Raw genomic sequence first — 16,427 nt, 5'->3', positions numbered from 1 at the left:
TCCGCTTTACCTTCACGTGGCGGACGCGCTGACTCCCCATGACCTACGCGCGATCCCCCCGCGCTCCCGTCGTGCCGCCGCCGGACCCGCCCCCGGGCCGCACCCGGACCCGCCCCCCGCCGAGGGGGCGCCGCGCGGGCAGGGGATAGTGGAAGGGTGAACACGTCTTCGGCCGCGCCTGAGCAACCCGTGACGTCCACCGAGCAGCCCGCGCCGGACGCCGGGCCCGAGCCGGCGGACCCCGCCGGGCCCGGTGTCGTACGGCGCGCCGACTCCGACCGCCGCACCGCCTACCGGGCCCTCGCCGTCGCGCTGGCCTGCGGTGTCCTCGGCGCGAGCCTGGTGCTGCTGGCCGCGGGCAAGACCTGGGCGCACGGCACCGCCTCCTCCGCGGGGCACGCCATGCCGGTGCACGCGGGCGGCAGCCAGATGACCGCACTGCCCGGCGCGCTCGCCCTGGTCGGGCTCGCCTCCCTGGTGGCGATCTTCGCGGTGCGCCGGGTCGGCCGCTACGTCGTCGCCGCGCTGCTCACGCTCAGCGGCCTCGGCGCCGCCGTCACCGCGCTCACCCGGCGCGGCGACCACGGCGCCCTGGACTCCGCCGCCGCCACCGCGACCAGCCTCACCCACGCCACCGCCGCGCACACCAGCACCACCGGCTGGCCGTTCGTCTCCGTCGCGGGCGGGCTGCTGCTCCTCCTCGCCGGCCTGATCGCGCTGCGCCACGGCTCCCGGTGGCCCGCGATGTCCAGCCGCTACGACCGGCCCGGCGTCCGCGCCGCCCGCGCGTCCGCGCCCCCCGTGGTCGACCCGGACCGCCCCGAGGACCTGTGGAAGGCCCTCGACCGCGGCGAGGACCCCACGGAGGACCCCGCCGGGGGCCACGCGGACAAGCCCGCCGCGCGCTGACGGCGGGGTCCGCCCGCGGGGTGCCCGGTCGGTGACCCGGGTGGCGACTGCGCGGGGAAGCCCGCCGAGCGAGGTCCGTGGGCCCCGCGGACCCGTTGCGGGTGCCGCCGCTGGTGGCCGGCAGGGGAAGTTCCGCGGGGGAGCCTGTCCGGGGTCGCGCGGGGAAGCCGCCGTGCGGCAGTGGCGGCCGTTCGCACGGCGCGGGTGGCGGCAACTCGCGCCCGATGCGCCATGAGCGGGGCTGCGCGCGCGTGCGCCGTCGCGTGCTGCGCGCCTTGACACCTCCCCCGCGCGCGCCCGCGGGGGAGGTGTGGACAAGCCCGCCGCGCGCTGACGGCGGCTGCCCGTGGCCGCGCTTCGGGCGGTGTGCCCGGCCTGCGGCCGACGCGCTCCCACCCCGGTGCGCACCCCACCCCCCGCACGCGCAACAATGGGGGACGAAGTGGGAGGCGCAGGACGCCCCGACCCGACTCAGCAGGGAGCACTCATGGCGGCACAGCACGACCACGGACACACGCCCGCCGCCTGGACCGGCGTGATCATCGCGTTCGTCGGTTTCTGCGTGGCCGGCGGCTTCATGGTCGCGGCGAACTCGGCCGGTTTCTGGGTGGGCATGGCGATCGCCGCCCTCGGCGTCATCGTCGGCGGGGTGATGAAGCTGATGGGCCTCGGCCAGACGTACAAGCCGATCGCGAGCGGCGACAGCTCCTCCGAGGAGTCCCACGCCCACGCCGGCGTCTGAACCGACGACCGGCCCGACCGGTCGAACGGCTCAGCCGGACCAGTGGCTGAGCCGGCGGGAGCGGTCGGACCGCACCACGGTCCGCGGCGGCTCGACGGCCGATCCGCCCGCCGCAGGACCCGGTAGGGCCTCGTAGTACCTCGCAGGGCGCAGTCGCCCGGACCCCGTTCCGCGCGCTGCGCCTTCGTGCGTCCCGGGGCAGAATCGGCGCTGTGACCCACCTCACCCCCGAGGCTCCCGCCCGCGCGGCCCCCCGCGGCCCGCGGCCCCCCGGCGGCACCGGCCGCGACCCGCGCGCCGCCCTGCGCCGCGCCGCCGTACCGCTCGGCGTACTCGGCGGCGTGGCGGCCGCGTTCGCCTACGTCGGCAGCGTCGACCCCAACACCCCCGGGCACTACCCGGCCTGCCCGCTGCTGTACTACACCGGCGTGTACTGCCCCGGTTGCGGCGGCCTGCGCGGCGCCTACGCCCTCGTGCACGGCCACGTCCGCACCGCGCTCGGCTGCAACGCGGTGGCGGTCGCCGGATACGCCGTCTTCGCCGTCGTCTGGGTGCTCTGGGTGGTGCGCGCGGTCCGCGGCAAGCCGTTCGAGCCGAACGTGCGGCCGGCGTGGCGCTGGGCGATCGGCGCGCTGGTCCTCGCCTTCACGGTTGTCCGGAACCTGCCCTTCGGCGCGGCCATCGCGCCCTGACCGGCACGGCGGCCGTGACGGCATTCGTCCAGGTGGTGGGACCGGACACGGCACGATTCGGGTACCGAGCCCACCGCCCGATACCATCGGGCTGCCGGCGGTCAACCGCCACTGGCTTGATCATTTCGCTGCTCGACCCGGCCGGAAGGGGAGTTCTCGCGTGAGTGTGCTCGACGAGATCATCGACGGAGTACGAGCCGACCTCGCCGAGCGACAGGCCCGGGTCTCCCTTGACGACCTCAAGGAGCGTGCGGCCAAGGCGCGCGACGCCCGCGACGGCGTGGCCGCTCTGCGCGGCGAGGGCGTCAAGGTGATCTGCGAGGTCAAGCGCTCCAGCCCGTCCAAGGGCGCGCTGGCCGCGATCGCGGACCCGGCGGCCCTCGCGGCGGACTACGAAGCGGGCGGCGCCGCGGCGATCAGCGTGCTCACCGAGCAGCGGCGCTTCGGCGGGTCGCTCGCCGACCTCGAAGCGGTCCGGGCGAAGGTCGACACGGCCGTGCTGCGCAAGGACTTCATCGTCACCGCCTACCAGCTGTGGGAGGCCCGCGCCTACGGCGCCGACCTCGCGCTGCTCATCGTCTCCGCGCTCGACCAGGCCGCCCTCGTCTCCCTCGTCGAGCGGGCCGAGTCCATCGGGCTCACGCCGCTCGTCGAGGTGCACGACGAGGAGGAGGTGGAGCGGGCGGTCGACGCGGGCGCCCGGATCATCGGGGTCAACGCGCGCAACCTCAAGACGCTCGAGGTGGACCGGGACACGTTCGCCCGGGTCGCGCCCGAGATCCCCGACCACATCGTCAAGGTCGCGGAGTCGGGGGTGCGGGGCCCGCACGACCTCATCGCCTACGCGCACGACGGTGCCGACGCGGTGCTGGTGGGCGAGTCGCTCGTCACGGGCCGCGATCCCCGTACCGCCGTCGCCGATCTCGTGGCGGCCGGTGCGCACCCCGCCCTGCGGCACGGCCGCGACTGACCCCCGAGGCGCCCCGTCCTCCCGGAACCGGCGGAACCGCCGAGCCCGGGGGGTCCGCCCGGCCAGCTAGACTGCGGAGCATGGCCATCGCTCAACGTCTCGCACCCGGGTGCAAACCCCGGGGCTGCCGCGCGCCCGCGCGGCGGGTGCTGGGGCGACGGGTGAGGTACGTGATCGGCTGCGAGCCGGGTCAGGTGAACGGCAGGCGATGGCGCCGCGGCTGAGCCGCGCAGCAGCTGTCAGCCCGACCACCACACCCCCCAGGGGACACGTATGTCCGATATGCCAGACGAACACACCTTCTTCCTGCCCGACCCGGAGGGCTCCGTGCCCACCCCGGAGGGCTACTTCGGCCCGTTCGGCGGCAAGTTCATCCCGGAGGCGCTGGTCGCCGCCGTGGACGAGGTCGCCGCGGAATACGAGAAGGCGAAGACCGACCCGGCCTTCGCCGCCGAGCTCAACGACCTGATGGTCAACTACGCGGGCCGCCCCAGCGCGCTGACGGAGGTGCCGCGGTTCGCCGAGCACGCCGGCGGCGCGCGGGTCTTCCTCAAGCGGGAGGACCTGAACCACACCGGCTCGCACAAGATCAACAACGTGCTCGGCCAGACCCTGCTCACCAAGCGGATGGGCAAGACCCGGGTGATCGCGGAGACCGGCGCGGGCCAGCACGGCGTGGCGACCGCCACCGCGTGCGCCCTGTTCGGCCTGGAGTGCACGATCTACATGGGCGAGATCGACACGCAGCGCCAGGCCCTGAACGTGGCGCGGATGCGGATGCTCGGCGCCGAGGTGATCGCGGTGAAGTCCGGCAGCCGCACCCTGAAGGACGCGATCAACGAGGCGTTCCGGGACTGGGTCGCCAACGTCGACCGCACCCACTACCTGTTCGGCACCGTGGCCGGCCCGCACCCGTTCCCCACGCTGGTCCGCGACTTCCACCGGGTGATCGGTGTGGAGGCCAGGCGCCAGCTGCTGGAGCGCACCGGACGGCTGCCCGACGCCGCGGTGGCCTGCGTCGGCGGCGGCTCCAACGCCATGGGCCTGTTCCACGCCTTCCTGCCGGACACGTCCGTGCGGCTGGTCGGCTGCGAGCCGGCCGGGCACGGCGTGGCCACCGGCGAGCACGCGGCGACGCTGACCGTCGGCGAGCCCGGCATCCTGCACGGCTCCCGGTCGTACGTCCTGCAGGACGACGAGGGACAGATCACCGAGCCGTACTCGATCTCGGCCGGCCTGGACTACCCGGGCGTCGGCCCGGAGCACTCCTACCTCAAGGACACCGGCCGCGCCGAGTACCGCGCCGTCACCGACGACGCGGCGATGCAGGCGCTGCGGCTGCTGTCCGGCACCGAGGGCATCATCCCCGCCATCGAGAGCGCGCACGCGCTGGCAGGCGCCCTGGAGATCGGCCGCGACCTGGGCCCGGAGGGCCTGGTCCTGGTGAACCTGTCCGGCCGCGGCGACAAGGACATGGACACCGCCGCCCGCTACTTCGGGCTCTACGACGAGGGGGACGCGAAGTGAGCGGCACCGTCACGCTTCTGGAACAGACCATCGCCCAGGCCCGGGCCGAGCACCGCGCCGCGCTCGTCGCGTACCTCCCGGCCGGCTTCCCGACGGTCGAGGGCGGCATCGAGGCGGTCAAGGCGGCGTTCGAGGGCGGCGCCGACATCGTCGAGGTCGGGCTGCCGCACAGCGACCCGGTGCTCGACGGGCCGGTCATCCAGACCGCCGACGACATCGCGCTCAACAAGAACCACGTCCGCATCGCCGACGTGCTGCGCACCGTCCGCGAGGGCCACGCCGCCAGCGGCAAGCCGGTGCTGGTCATGACCTACTGGAACCCGGTCGACCGGTACGGCGCCGAGCGGTTCGCCGCGGAGCTCGCCGACGCGGGCGGGGCGGGCTGCATCCTGCCCGACCTGCCGGTGGAGGAGTCCGAGGTGTGGCGCAAGGCGGCCCAGGCGCACGGCCTGGCCACCGTCTTCGTCGTCGCCCCCTCCAGCCGCGACGAGCGGCTGGCCCGGATCACCTCGGCCGGCAGCGGCTTCGTCTACGCCGCCTCCCTCATGGGCGTCACCGGCACCCGGGCGAGCGTCGGCGAGCAGGCGGCCGGGCTCGTGGCCCGCACCCGCGCGACCACCGAACTGCCCGTCTGCGTCGGGCTCGGCGTCTCCAACGCCCAGCAGGCCGCGGAGGTCGCCGCGTTCGCCGACGGGGTCATCGTCGGCTCCGCGTTCGTCCAGCGGCTGCTCGACCACGAGGACCTCTCCGAGGGCCTCGCGGCAGTACGGTCCCTGGCGGCCGACCTCGCGGTGGGCGTTCGCCGGGCGTCCTGACCCTCCGGGGTGGGTGGTTCTCGGTTCAGGGACCACCTGCCGGTGCTGGGTTGCGCGCGCCGTTCCCCGCGCCCACTTTTTTGGTGCGGCTCCTTCCGCGGAGGAAGGGTGCGCCCCGAAGGGGCGCGGGGAACTGCGCTCCCCCAGAGCTTCGCCTGGGAGGTACCCCCAGCCGCCCACCCACCGCGAGGTCCCGGAACCGACAGCACCGGGCAGCCCGGGGGGTCCCGTCACCCTTACGTGCACAAAACGTCACCCGCCCGGGCGAAATCACCCCACGGCACAAGCCAAGCGCAGCGCTCCCGCGTTGGAACGGCGTGAGCGAGAAGAACCGGAACGGAAAAACCAGCGCGCGCCAGGCGCTGCAGGCGCAGCGCGAGAGGGACAAGGCCCGGGCGAAGCGGAAGCGGACCCTGATGGTGGCGGGAGGAGTCGTGGTCGTGCTGGCCGTCGCCGCCGGCATCGCCATCGCGGTGGCCGACCACGACAGCAACAAGAAGAGCACCGCCGGCGACTCCGCGGGCACCGTGACCGCGCCACGCGGCGCCACCGGGAAGGACAACCTGGTGATCCCGGTCGGCGCGGCCGACGCGCCGTCCACGCTGACCGTGTACGAGGACTTCCGCTGCCCGGCCTGCGACGCCTTCGAGAAGAGCTTCACGCCGACGATCCACAGCCTGGAGGACAGCGGCGAGCTGCGCACGGAGTACCACCTGGTCACCCTCATCGACGGCAACCTGGGCGGTGACGGCTCGCTGAACGCGGGGAACGCCGCCGCCTGCGCCCAGGACCAGGGCAAGTTCCGCGCCTTCCACGACGTGGTCTACGACAACCAGCCGGACGAGCAGGACGACAAGTTCGGCGACAAGCAGAACCTGCTCACCCTGGCCGGGAAGGTCCCGGGCCTGAAGAACGCGGCCTTCACCGCCTGTGTGAACAACGGCACACACGACGCGTGGGTGAAGAAGTCCAACGAGGCGTTCAACACCGCCGGCTACAACTCCACCCCGACGGTGCTGCTCAACGGCAAGAGCATCTACGGCACCTCGGCGCTGACCCCGGACTCGCTCAAGCAGATGGTCCAGGCCGCGAACAAGGGCAAGAAGCCCGGCAAGGTCACCGCCACGCCCAGCCCGTCCTGACCGTTCCGACCCTCCGCCGGAGGTAGGACGTTATCCAGACGTAGCCGGGCGGGTTGCCGTATCACCCGCCCGGCACGGTAGCGTCGGGACTGCCATGGAACTCGCATACATTCCCAGCCCGTCGCGCGGTGTCATCCATCTCGGACCGATCCCGCTGCGTGGCTACGCGTTCTGCATCATCATCGGCGTCTTCGTAGCCGTCTGGCTCGGGAACAAGCGGTGGATCGCCCGCGGCGGCAAGCGGGAGACCGTCGCGGACATCGCCGTGTGGGCGGTGCCGTTCGGCCTGGTCGGCGGCCGTCTCTACCACGTGATCACCGACTACGAGCTGTACTTCACCAACGGCAACGACTGGGTGAACGCCTTCAAGGTGTGGGACGGCGGCCTGGGCATCTGGGGCGCGGTGGCCCTGGGCGCGCTGGGTGCGTGGATCGGCTGCCGCCGGCGCGGCATCGCGCTGCCGGCCTACGCCGACGCGATCGCCCCCGGCATCGCCTTCGCCCAGGCCCTGGGCCGCTGGGGCAACTGGTTCAACCAGGAGCTGTACGGCAACCACACCAGCCTGCCGTGGGGCCTGAAGATCACCAGCACCGCGGGCGACCGGGTGCCGGGCATCTACCAGCCGACGTTCCTGTACGAGTGCCTGTGGTGCGTCGGCGTCGCGTTCCTGGTGATCTGGGCCGACCGCCGCTTCAAGCTCGGCCACGGCCGAGCCTTCGCGCTCTACGTGGCGTCGTACTGCGTCGGCCGCGGCTGGATCGAGCACATGCGGTCCGACTACGCCCATCACATCCTGGGACTGCGTCTCAACGACTGGACGGCGATCGTCTGCTTCATCGGTGCCGTGGTCTACATGGTGGTGTCGTCCCGGCTGCGGCCCGGCCGGGAGGCCGTGGTCGAGCCCGCCGCGGTGGCGGCGGACGGAGCCGAAGGCGCCGAGCCCGGCGAGGCGGGTGACGCCGCGGACTCCTCGGCGTCCGAGCCCTCCGCCGCGGGCGACGCGGTCGACATGACCAAGGCGTCGGCGGAGTCCGACGTGGCCGATGTCGATGCCGGTGCCGCGCCCGCCGGGGCGAAGTCCGAGCAGCCCTCGCAGTCCTCCTGACCTCCTGATCCCGCCCCGGCGCCCCCTTCGCAGCCGGCGCTGACCCCCACGCCGGGGGACGAATTCGCAGGTCAGGGCAGCCTTCCCTTGCTGGCGGCGACCCGGAATGCCACGTACGGTCGAACCGTTGGCAGACGTACGCGGGTCGCTGGGGCGCCCGGGGGAGGGGTAGGGACATGACGACGGCCACCATCGAGCCGGCCGGTGCGGCCGCGCCGTACCACGAGCCCGAGCACACCCACCGCGACGTCAGCGGCGGGTGGCTGCGGCCGGCGGTGTTCGGCGCGATGGACGGGCTGGTGTCGAACTTCGCGCTGATGACGGGGGTCGCGGGCGGTGACGTGAGCGCCCGGACCGTGGCGGTCACCGGTCTGGCCGGGCTCGCCGCCGGGGCGTTCTCGATGGCGGCCGGCGAGTACACCTCGGTCGCCTCGCAGCGCGAGCTGGTCGAGGCGGAGCTGGCGGTCGAGCGGATCGAGCTGGACCGCAACCCGGAGGCGGAGCTGCGCGAGCTCGCCGCGTTGTACGTGTCGCGCGGAGTGGAGCCGAAGCTGGCCCACGAGGTGGCCCGGCAGCTGTCCGTCGACCCCGAGCAGGCGCTGGAGATCCACGCCCGCGAGGAGCTGGGCGTCGACCCGCACGACCTGCCCTCGCCGCTGGTCGCGGCGGCTTCCTCGTTCGTCTGCTTCGCGCTGGGCGCGCTGCTGCCGGTGCTGCCGTACCTGCTGGGCGCTTCGGTGCTGTGGCCGGCGGTCGCGCTGGCGATGGTCGGGCTCTTCGGCTGCGGGGCCGCGGTGGCCCGGGTCACCGCGCGTTCCTGGTGGTACAGCGGGCTGCGGCAGCTCGTGCTGGGCGCCGCCGCGGGCGGTGTCACCTTCGCGCTGGGCTCCCTGATCGGCTCCGCGGTCGGCTGACCCGCCCCCTTGACGACCGGCCGTACCATCGAAAGTACGGGTGGGGCCGACAACCTGGCACAAGGTTCTGTTTCCCCCTCGTTTCAGCGTCGGCCGCACGGGGCATCAGTCGGTAACGCAACCGGCAGAGCTTTCCCGAAAAGGTTCATCGAGCTGCGCGCGGGCACCCCCGCTCGCAGCGCCGGGATCGTCCGTAAACCCCGCGGTACGACGCTGGCCTGAAGTAGCCGTTCCACCTCCCGAGATTCACCCCGCATGTCCACATGCTGGAATCGAGTATCCGCTTCTCGAACACTCGTCCATCATGTAACCTGCACGAAATCGCAGAGGGCCAACGTCGTCCCTGTTGCGCATGCCCATGACGGGCGATGCATATCAGCCAAATGACGACGACGGGAGAGCCATGCGTTCGCGTTCCGCGTTCATGGACGGGCGCCCCGCCCCGCAGGGGATGTACGATCCCCGCCACGAGCACGACGCCTGCGGCGTCGGCTTTGTCGCCACCCTCAGCGGTGAGGCGAGCCACGCGCTCGTCCAGCAGGCGCTGACCGTCCTGCGCAACCTGGAACATCGCGGCGCCACCGGTGCCGAGCCGGACTCCGGCGACGGCGCGGGCATCCTGTTGCAGATCCCGGACACCTTCCTCCGCGCGGCCGTCGGCTTCGAGCTGCCCGCCGCGGGGCAGTACGCCGTCGGCCTCGCGTTCCTGCCGCACGAGCACGACGACCGTACCAAGGCCGTCGACGCCATCGAGCGGATCGCCGCCGAAGAGGGCCTGACCGTCCTGGGCTGGCGCGAGACGCCGACCGACCCCGACCTGCTCGGTGCCACGGCCCGCTCCACCATGCCGTACTTCGCCCAGCTCTTCGTCGCCGACCAGGCCGGGCACCGCGCCGGCATCGACCTGGACCGGCCCGCGTTCGTGCTGCGCAAGCGCGCCGAGCGTGAAGCCGACGTGTACTTCCCGTCGCTGTCCGCGCGGACCATCGTCTACAAGGGCATGCTCACCACCGGCCAGCTGGAGCCGTTCTTCCCCGACCTGTCCGACGAGCGGTTCGCCACCGCCATCGCGCTGGTCCACTCCCGCTTCTCCACCAACACCTTCCCGAGCTGGCCGCTCGCCCACCCGTACCGGTTCGTCGCGCACAACGGCGAGATCAACACCGTCAAGGGCAACCGCAACTGGATGCGGGCCCGCGAGTCGCAGCTGGCCAGCGAGCTGTTCGGCCCGGTGCGCCCGGCGGACGGCAGCACCGCGCAGGCCGCGGGCTCCGCCGGTACCCCCGCCGACCTGGAGCGGATCTTCCCGATCTGCACCCCCGGCGCCTCCGACACCGCGTCCTTCGACGAGGTGCTGGAACTGCTGCACCTCGGCGGCCGCTCGCTGCCGCACAGCGTGCTGATGATGATCCCCGAGGCGTGGGAGAACCACGCCTCGATGGACCCGGCCCGCCGCGCCTTCTACCGCTACCACTCCACGCTGATGGAGCCCTGGGACGGTCCGGCCTGCGTCACCTTCACCGACGGCACCCTCGTCGGCGCGGTCCTGGACCGCAACGGCCTGCGCCCGGGCCGCTACTGGGTCACCGACGACGGCCTGGTGGTCCTCGCCTCCGAGTCCGGCGTGCTGCACGACATCGCCCCGGAGCGGGTGGTCCGCAAGGGCCGGCTGCAGCCCGGCCGGATGTTCCTGGTCGACACCGCCTCGCACCGCATCGTCGAGGACGACGAGATCAAGGCCGAGATGGCCGCCCAGAACCCGTACGCGGACTGGCTGGACGCCGGGCTGATCAACCTCGCCGACCTGCCCGAGCGCGAGCACATCGTGCACACCCACGCCTCGGTCACCCGCCGCCAGCAGACCTTCGGCTACACCGAGGAGGAGCTGCGGGTCATCCTCGCGCCGATGGCGCGCACCGGCGGCGAGCCGCTCGGCTCGATGGGCACCGACTCGCCGATCGCGGCGCTCTCCGAACGGCCCCGGCTGCTCTTCGACTACTTCACCCAGCTCTTCGCGCAGGTCACCAACCCGCCGCTGGACGCCATCCGCGAGGAGCTCGTCACCTCGCTGATCTCCACCATCGGCCCGTCCGGGAACCTGCTGGAGCCCAGCCCGGCCTCCTGTCGCAACATCACCCTGCCGTTCCCGGTGATCGACAACGACGAGCTGGCCAAGCTCATCCACGTCAACGCCGACGGCGACCTGCCCGGCCTGAAGGCCGCCACGCTCTCCGGCCTGTACCGGGTGGCCGGCGGCGGCGACGCGCTCGCCGCGCGGCTGGCCGAGATCTGCGCCGAGGCCGACGCCGCCATAGAGGACGGCGCCCGCCTGATCGTGCTCTCCGACCGGCACTCCGACGCCGAGCACGCCCCGATCCCGTCGCTGCTGCTCACCTCCGCGGTGCACCACCACCTGATCCGCACCAAGCAGCGCACCCAGGTCGGCCTGATCGTCGAGGCCGGCGACGTCCGCGAGGTGCACCACGTCGCGCTGCTGATCGGCTACGGCGCCGCTGCCGTCAACCCGTACCTGGCCATGGAGTCCGTCGAGGACCTGGTCCGGGCCGGCACCTTCCTGCCCGGCGTCGACGCAGAGACCGCGATGCGGAACCTGATCAAGGCGCTCGGCAAGGGCGTGCTGAAGGTGATGTCCAAGATGGGCATCTCCACCGTCGCCTCCTACCGCGGCGCGCAGGTCTTCGAGGCGGTCGGCCTGGACGCCGAGTTCGTCGACACCTACTTCCACCTCACCGACACCAAGATCGGCGGGGCGGGCATCGACGTCATCGCGCAGGAGGTCGCCGCCCGGCACGCCAAGGCGTACCCGGTCTCCGGCATCCCCGCCGCGCACCGCCGGCTGGAGATCGGCGGCGAGTACCAGTGGCGCCGCGAGGGCGAGCCGCACCTGTTCGACCCGGACACCGTCTTCCGGCTCCAGCACGCCACCCGCACCCGGCGCTACGACATCTTCAAGCAGTACACCTCGCGGGTGAACGAGCAGTCCGAGCGGCTGATGACCCTGCGCGGCCTGTTCGGCCTCAAGCAGGACCGCCCGGCCGTCCCGATCGACGAGGTCGAGCCGGTCAGCGAGATCGTCAAGCGGTTCTCCACCGGCGCCATGTCGTACGGCTCGATCTCCCGCGAGGCGCACGAGACGCTCGCCATCGCGATGAACCAGCTCGGCGGCAAGTCCAACACCGGCGAGGGCGGCGAGGACCCGGAGCGGCTCTACGACCCGGCCCGGCGCAGCGCCATCAAGCAGGTCGCCTCCGGCCGGTTCGGCGTCACCTCCGAGTACCTGGTCAACGCCGACGACATCCAGATCAAGATGGCGCAGGGCGCCAAGCCCGGCGAGGGCGGCCAGCTGCCCGGCCACAAGGTCTACCCGTGGATCGCCGGCACCCGGCACTCCACCGCGGGCGTCGGCCTGATCTCGCCGCCGCCGCACCACGACATCTACTCCATCGAGGACCTCGCCCAGCTCATCCACGACCTGAAGAACGCCAACCCCAGGGCGCGGGTGCACGTCAAGCTGGTCTCCGAGGTCGGCGTCGGCACCGTCGCGGCGGGCGTGTCCAAGGCGCACGCCGACGTGGTGTTGATCTCCGGTCACGACGGCGGCACCGGTGCCTCCCCGCTCACCTCGCTGAAGCACGCCGGCGGTCCCTGGGAGCTCGGCCTCGCCGAGACCCAGCAGACGCTGCTGCTCAACGGGCTGCGGGACCGGATCGTGGTGCAGACCGACGGCCAGCTCAAGACCGGCCGGGACGTGGTGATCGCGGCGCTGCTCGGCGCCGAGGAGTTCGGCTTCGCCACCGCGCCGCTGGTCGTCTCCGGCTGCATCATGATGCGGGTGTGCCACCTGGACACCTGCCCGGTCGGCGTCGCCACCCAGAACCCGGTGCTGCGCGACCGGTTCTCCGGCAAGCCCGAGTTCGTGGTGAACTTCTTCGAGTTCATCGCCGAGGAGGTCCGTGAACTCCTCGCCGAGCTGGGCTTCCGCACCATCGAGGAGGCCGTCGGCCACGCCGAACTGATCGACGCCGGCCGCGCGGTGGACCACTGGAAGGCGCAGGGCCTGGACCTGGCCCCGCTGCTGTACGTGCCGGAGCTGCCCGAGGGCGCGGCGCTGCACCGCATCACCGGCCAGGACCACGGCCTGGACCGCGCGCTCGACAACGAGCTGATCCGGCTCGCCGCCGAGGCGCTGGAGTCCGGTGCGCCGGTCCGCGCGCAGGTGCCGATCCGCAACGTCAACCGCACGGTGGGCACCATGCTCGGCCACGAGGTGACGAAGAAGTACGGTGGCGCCGGCCTGCCCGAGGACACCGTCGACATCACCTTCACCGGCTCCGCGGGCCAGTCCTTCGGCGCGTTCCTGCCCAAGGGCATCACCCTGCGGCTGGAGGGCGACGCCAACGACTACGTCGGCAAGGGCCTGTCCGGCGGCCGCGTGATCGTCCGCCCGGACCGCGGCGCGGACCACCTCGCCGAGGAGTCCACCATCGCGGGCAACACCATCGCCTACGGTGCCACCGGCGGCGAGCTGTTCCTGCGCGGCCGCACCGGCGAGCGGTTCTGCGTGCGCAATTCCGGCGCGACCGTGGTGGCCGAGGGCGTCGGCGACCACGGCTGCGAGTACATGACCGGCGGCCGGGCGGTCGTGCTCGGCACCACCGGCCGGAACTTCGCGGCCGGCATGTCCGGCGGCATCGCCTACCTGCTGGACCTCGACCCGGACTGCGTCAACCCGGGCATGGTCGAGATCGAGCAGCTCACCGCCGACGACATCACGTGGCTGCACGACGTGGTGCGCCGCCACTTCGAGGAGACCGGCTCGACCGTCGCCGAGCGGCTGCTCGCCGACTGGGGCGGTGCCCTCACCCGCTTCGGCAAGGTCATGCCGAGGGACTACAAGGCAGTGCTCGCCGCCAAGAACGCCGCCGAGCAGGCCGGACTCTCGGAGTCCGAGACCACCGCGAAGATGATGGAGGCGGCAAATGGCTGACCCCAAGGGCTTCCTCACCACCCCGCGTGAGAACAACCCGACCCGCCCGGTCGAGGAGCGCAAGCAGGACTGGAAAGAGGTCTACGTCCCCGGTGGCCTGCTGCCGATCGTCAGCAAGCAGGCCGGCCGCTGCATGGACTGCGGTATCCCGTTCTGCCACCAGGGCTGTCCGCTCGGCAACCTCATCCCGGAGTGGAACGACTACGCCTACCGCGAGGACTGGACCGCCGCGTCCGAGCGGCTGCACGCCACCAACAACTTCCCGGAGTTCACCGGGCGGCTGTGCCCGGCGCCGTGCGAGACCGCGTGCGTGCTCGGCATCAACCAGCCGCCGGTGACGATCAAGAACGTCGAAGTCACCATCATCGACAAGGCCTGGGACAACGGGGACGTCACGCCGCAGCCGCCGGAGCGGCTGTCCGGCAAGACCGTCGCCGTCATCGGCTCGGGCCCGGCGGGCCTGGCCGCCGCCCAGCAGCTCACCCGGGCCGGCCACACCGTCGCGGTCTACGAGCGGGCCGACCGGATCGGAGGCCTGCTGCGGTACGGCATCCCCGAGTTCAAGATGGAGAAGCGGCACATCAACCGCCGGATCGAGCAGATGCGGGCGGAGGGCACCAAGTTCCGTACCGGTGTGCAGATCGGCACCGACCTGGACGGCGCGAAGCTCGCCCGGCGGTACGACGCCGTGGTCATCGCGGCCGGCGCCACCCAGTGGCGCGACCTGCCGGTCGAGGGCCGCGAACTGACCGGCGTGTACCAGGCGATGGAGTACCTGCCGCTGTCCAACAAGGTGCAGGAGGGCGACTTCGTCGCCCCGCCGATCACCGCCGAGGGCAAGCACGTGGTGGTCATCGGCGGCGGTGACACCGGCGCGGACTGCGTCGGCACCGCGCACCGGCAGGGCGCGCTGTCCGTCACCCAGCTGGAGATCATGCCGCGCCCGTCCGACGAGCGGCCCGCGCACCAGCCGTGGCCGACGATGCCGATGGTCTACAAGGTGACCTCCGCGCACGAGGAGGGCGGCGAGCGGGTCTACGCCGTCAACACCGTGAAGTTCACCGGCGACGCCGACGGGCATGTGCGGGAACTGCACCTGGTCGAGGTGGTCTTCCAGGACGGCAAGTTCGTGCCCCAGGAGGGCACCGAGCGGGTCATCCCGGCCGACCTGGTCACCCTCGCGATGGGGTTCACCGGCACCGACCAGAAGAACGGGCTGATCGAGCAGCTCGGCCTGGAACTGGACGCGCGCGGCAACATCGCGCGGGACGGCTCCTACGCGACCAACGTCGACGGGGTCTTCGTCGCCGGTGACGCCGGCCGCGGCCAGTCGCTGATCGTGTGGGCCATCGCCGAGGGGCGCTCTGCGGCGAAGTCCGTCGACGCGTACCTCACGGGGGTGCCGTCGGCTCTGCCCTCGCCGATCCGTCCGACCGACCGGCCGCTCACGGTCTGACCCGAACGGCTTCCGCCGTCCCCCGGCCGGGCTTCGCCCGGCCCCCGAGATGTCCCGCACAACGGTGTGCGGTACGCAGCAACACCCGCAGCGCTCGCCACTCCCCGACCAAGGAGGCGAGCGCTGCACCTTTCTGCGGCGCCCTCGCGGAGAGCGTCCCCCCGAAGGGGCGCCCCCGTGAGGCGGCTCTCACGTCTCGCACTCCAACTCCGTCCTGCACAGGGTGCACCGGGCGCGCAGGCGGCCCTTGCAGGGGAGGCGGATGCGCTGGAAACAGGCGGGGCAGGGGAAGGAGACGCGCAGCCGGTCCGGGGTGCCCTCGAAGGAGTAGTCGGCCGCGGCGGGGGCGATGCCGGCCCGGCGGTTCTTGGCGTAGAGGCGGCGGGCCACCCACGACGCGGCGGCCAGCGGCGGCCTGCGCAGGTCCTGGTGGGCGCGGGTGAGGCCGACCCGGTAGGCGTCGCGGGCCTGCGGGCTGCGGAACCACGGCTCGATGTCGTCGCCGAAGGCGGCCGCCCGCTTGGCCAGGACGTACCCGAACTCCTCGGGCGTGAGATACCCCAGCTTGTACGCGGACATCGTCATCCGGTCCCCGCGCATCGACGGCTCCTCGCGGTAGGCGTCCAGCAGCAGCCAGCCCGCACCGAGGTACGCGGTCGCGGTGTCCGTGAGGATCTCGTTGTCGCGGGTGCCGGGGAAGGACAGGCCGAGCCGGTGCAGGTAGACGTGCATCACCTCGTGGGCGAGCGCGGCCCCCACGTCCCGCCGGTCGGTCCGGAAACGGGAGTGCAGCTCCACGAAGTACTCCGGGCCCGCGGCCAGTTCGACGTTCCCGGCGTGCGCCATGTCGCGGAAACCCACCACCATCCGGGCGTCCGGCAGCCGCAGGTGCTGCACCATCACCCGGGCCACCCGCAGCGCGCCCAGATACGGGTCCTCGTCGTCGGGGAAGTCCACCAACTCCGGCCGCACGCTGGTCGCGAACCGGGCCACCCCGTCCGCCGACAGCCGCCGATGGATCGCGGTCAGCGCGCCGCGTACCGTCTCCAGGTGCGGAAACCCGTGCACGATCGGCCCCCCGGCGATTTCCCCGCCGCCCCCGGCTCCCTCGCCCATGACCACCTCCCCGCCCCTGCGAGCCTAGGCC

13 protein-coding genes are annotated in these 16,427 nt (G+C 72.6%); 12 read left to right on the top strand and 1 reads right to left on the bottom strand.

What is annotated here, in order from left to right:
• Positions 1 to 189 precede the first annotated feature (189 nt).
• The 12 genes from OG370_RS10495 (at position 190) to OG370_RS10445 (ending at position 15,280) form a co-directional block, all read left to right on the top strand.
• The gene (locus OG370_RS10495; RefSeq protein WP_443060857.1) at positions 190 to 909 is read left to right on the top strand and encodes a TIGR02234 family membrane protein; all 720 of its coding nucleotides are present in this window, start codon (positions 190 to 192) and stop codon (positions 907 to 909) included.
• Positions 910 to 1,396: 487 nt separating this feature from the next.
• Positions 1,397 to 1,651, top strand: a complete 255-nt coding sequence (locus tag OG370_RS10490; RefSeq protein WP_328462883.1) for an HGxxPAAW family protein — start codon at positions 1,397 to 1,399, stop codon at positions 1,649 to 1,651.
• A gap of 212 nt (positions 1,652 to 1,863) precedes the next feature.
• On the top strand, positions 1,864 to 2,343 hold the full coding sequence (locus OG370_RS10485) for a DUF2752 domain-containing protein (RefSeq protein ID WP_443060642.1): 480 nt from the start codon (positions 1,864 to 1,866) through the stop codon (positions 2,341 to 2,343).
• 160 nt (positions 2,344 to 2,503) lie between these two features.
• The gene (gene trpC, locus OG370_RS10480) at positions 2,504 to 3,313 is read left to right on the top strand and encodes an indole-3-glycerol phosphate synthase TrpC (RefSeq protein ID WP_328462881.1); all 810 of its coding nucleotides are present in this window, start codon (positions 2,504 to 2,506) and stop codon (positions 3,311 to 3,313) included.
• Positions 3,314 to 3,393: 80 nt separating this feature from the next.
• Positions 3,394 to 3,537 (top strand): tryptophan biosynthesis modulator TrpM, encoded by a 144-nt coding sequence (gene trpM, locus OG370_RS41455; protein ID WP_402445462.1) that lies wholly within the window; start codon positions 3,394 to 3,396, stop codon positions 3,535 to 3,537.
• 58 nt (positions 3,538 to 3,595) lie between these two features.
• A complete protein-coding gene (trpB, locus tag OG370_RS10475; RefSeq protein ID WP_328473966.1) occupies positions 3,596 to 4,840 on the top strand; it encodes a tryptophan synthase subunit beta in 1,245 nt (414 codons plus the stop codon).
• Complete coding sequence (gene trpA, locus OG370_RS10470; RefSeq protein WP_328462879.1) at positions 4,837 to 5,655, top strand: tryptophan synthase subunit alpha; 819 nt, start codon at positions 4,837 to 4,839, stop codon at positions 5,653 to 5,655. The genes trpB and trpA overlap by 4 nt, the downstream gene beginning before the upstream one ends.
• A 317-nt stretch (positions 5,656 to 5,972) precedes the next feature.
• Positions 5,973 to 6,797: a DsbA family protein gene (locus OG370_RS10465; protein ID WP_328462877.1), complete on the top strand. Its 825-nt coding sequence runs from the start codon at positions 5,973 to 5,975 to the stop codon at positions 6,795 to 6,797.
• 94 nt (positions 6,798 to 6,891) lie between these two features.
• Positions 6,892 to 7,902 carry a prolipoprotein diacylglyceryl transferase gene (gene lgt / locus OG370_RS10460; protein ID WP_328462875.1) on the top strand — a complete coding sequence of 337 codons (1,011 nt, stop codon included), beginning with the start codon at positions 6,892 to 6,894 and terminating at the stop codon, positions 7,900 to 7,902.
• Positions 7,903 to 8,078: 176 nt separating this feature from the next.
• Positions 8,079 to 8,816 (top strand): VIT1/CCC1 transporter family protein, encoded by a 738-nt coding sequence (locus OG370_RS10455; protein WP_328462873.1) that lies wholly within the window; start codon positions 8,079 to 8,081, stop codon positions 8,814 to 8,816.
• A 403-nt stretch (positions 8,817 to 9,219) separates the two neighbouring features.
• The gene (gltB, locus tag OG370_RS10450; protein WP_328462871.1) at positions 9,220 to 13,824 is read left to right on the top strand and encodes a glutamate synthase large subunit; all 4,605 of its coding nucleotides are present in this window, start codon (positions 9,220 to 9,222) and stop codon (positions 13,822 to 13,824) included.
• Positions 13,817 to 15,280, top strand: coding sequence for a glutamate synthase subunit beta (locus OG370_RS10445; protein WP_328462869.1), 1,464 nt, complete (start codon positions 13,817 to 13,819; stop codon positions 15,278 to 15,280). Before gltB ends, OG370_RS10445 begins: the two co-directional genes overlap by 8 nt.
• 189 nt (positions 15,281 to 15,469) lie before the next feature.
• Here the strand turns inward: OG370_RS10445 and OG370_RS10440 are convergent, their stop codons facing one another.
• Complete coding sequence (locus OG370_RS10440) at positions 15,470 to 16,396, bottom strand: hypothetical protein (RefSeq protein ID WP_328462867.1); 927 nt, start codon at positions 16,394 to 16,396, stop codon at positions 15,470 to 15,472.
• Between the last annotated feature and the right edge of the window lie 31 nt (positions 16,397 to 16,427).

Source organism: Streptomyces sp. NBC_00448 (assembly GCF_036014115.1).
Taxonomy (GTDB): Bacteria; Actinomycetota; Actinomycetes; order Streptomycetales; family Streptomycetaceae; genus Actinacidiphila.
Note: the sequence above shows the minus strand (reverse complement) of the source record. Positions and strands in the feature narration are given on the sequence as shown.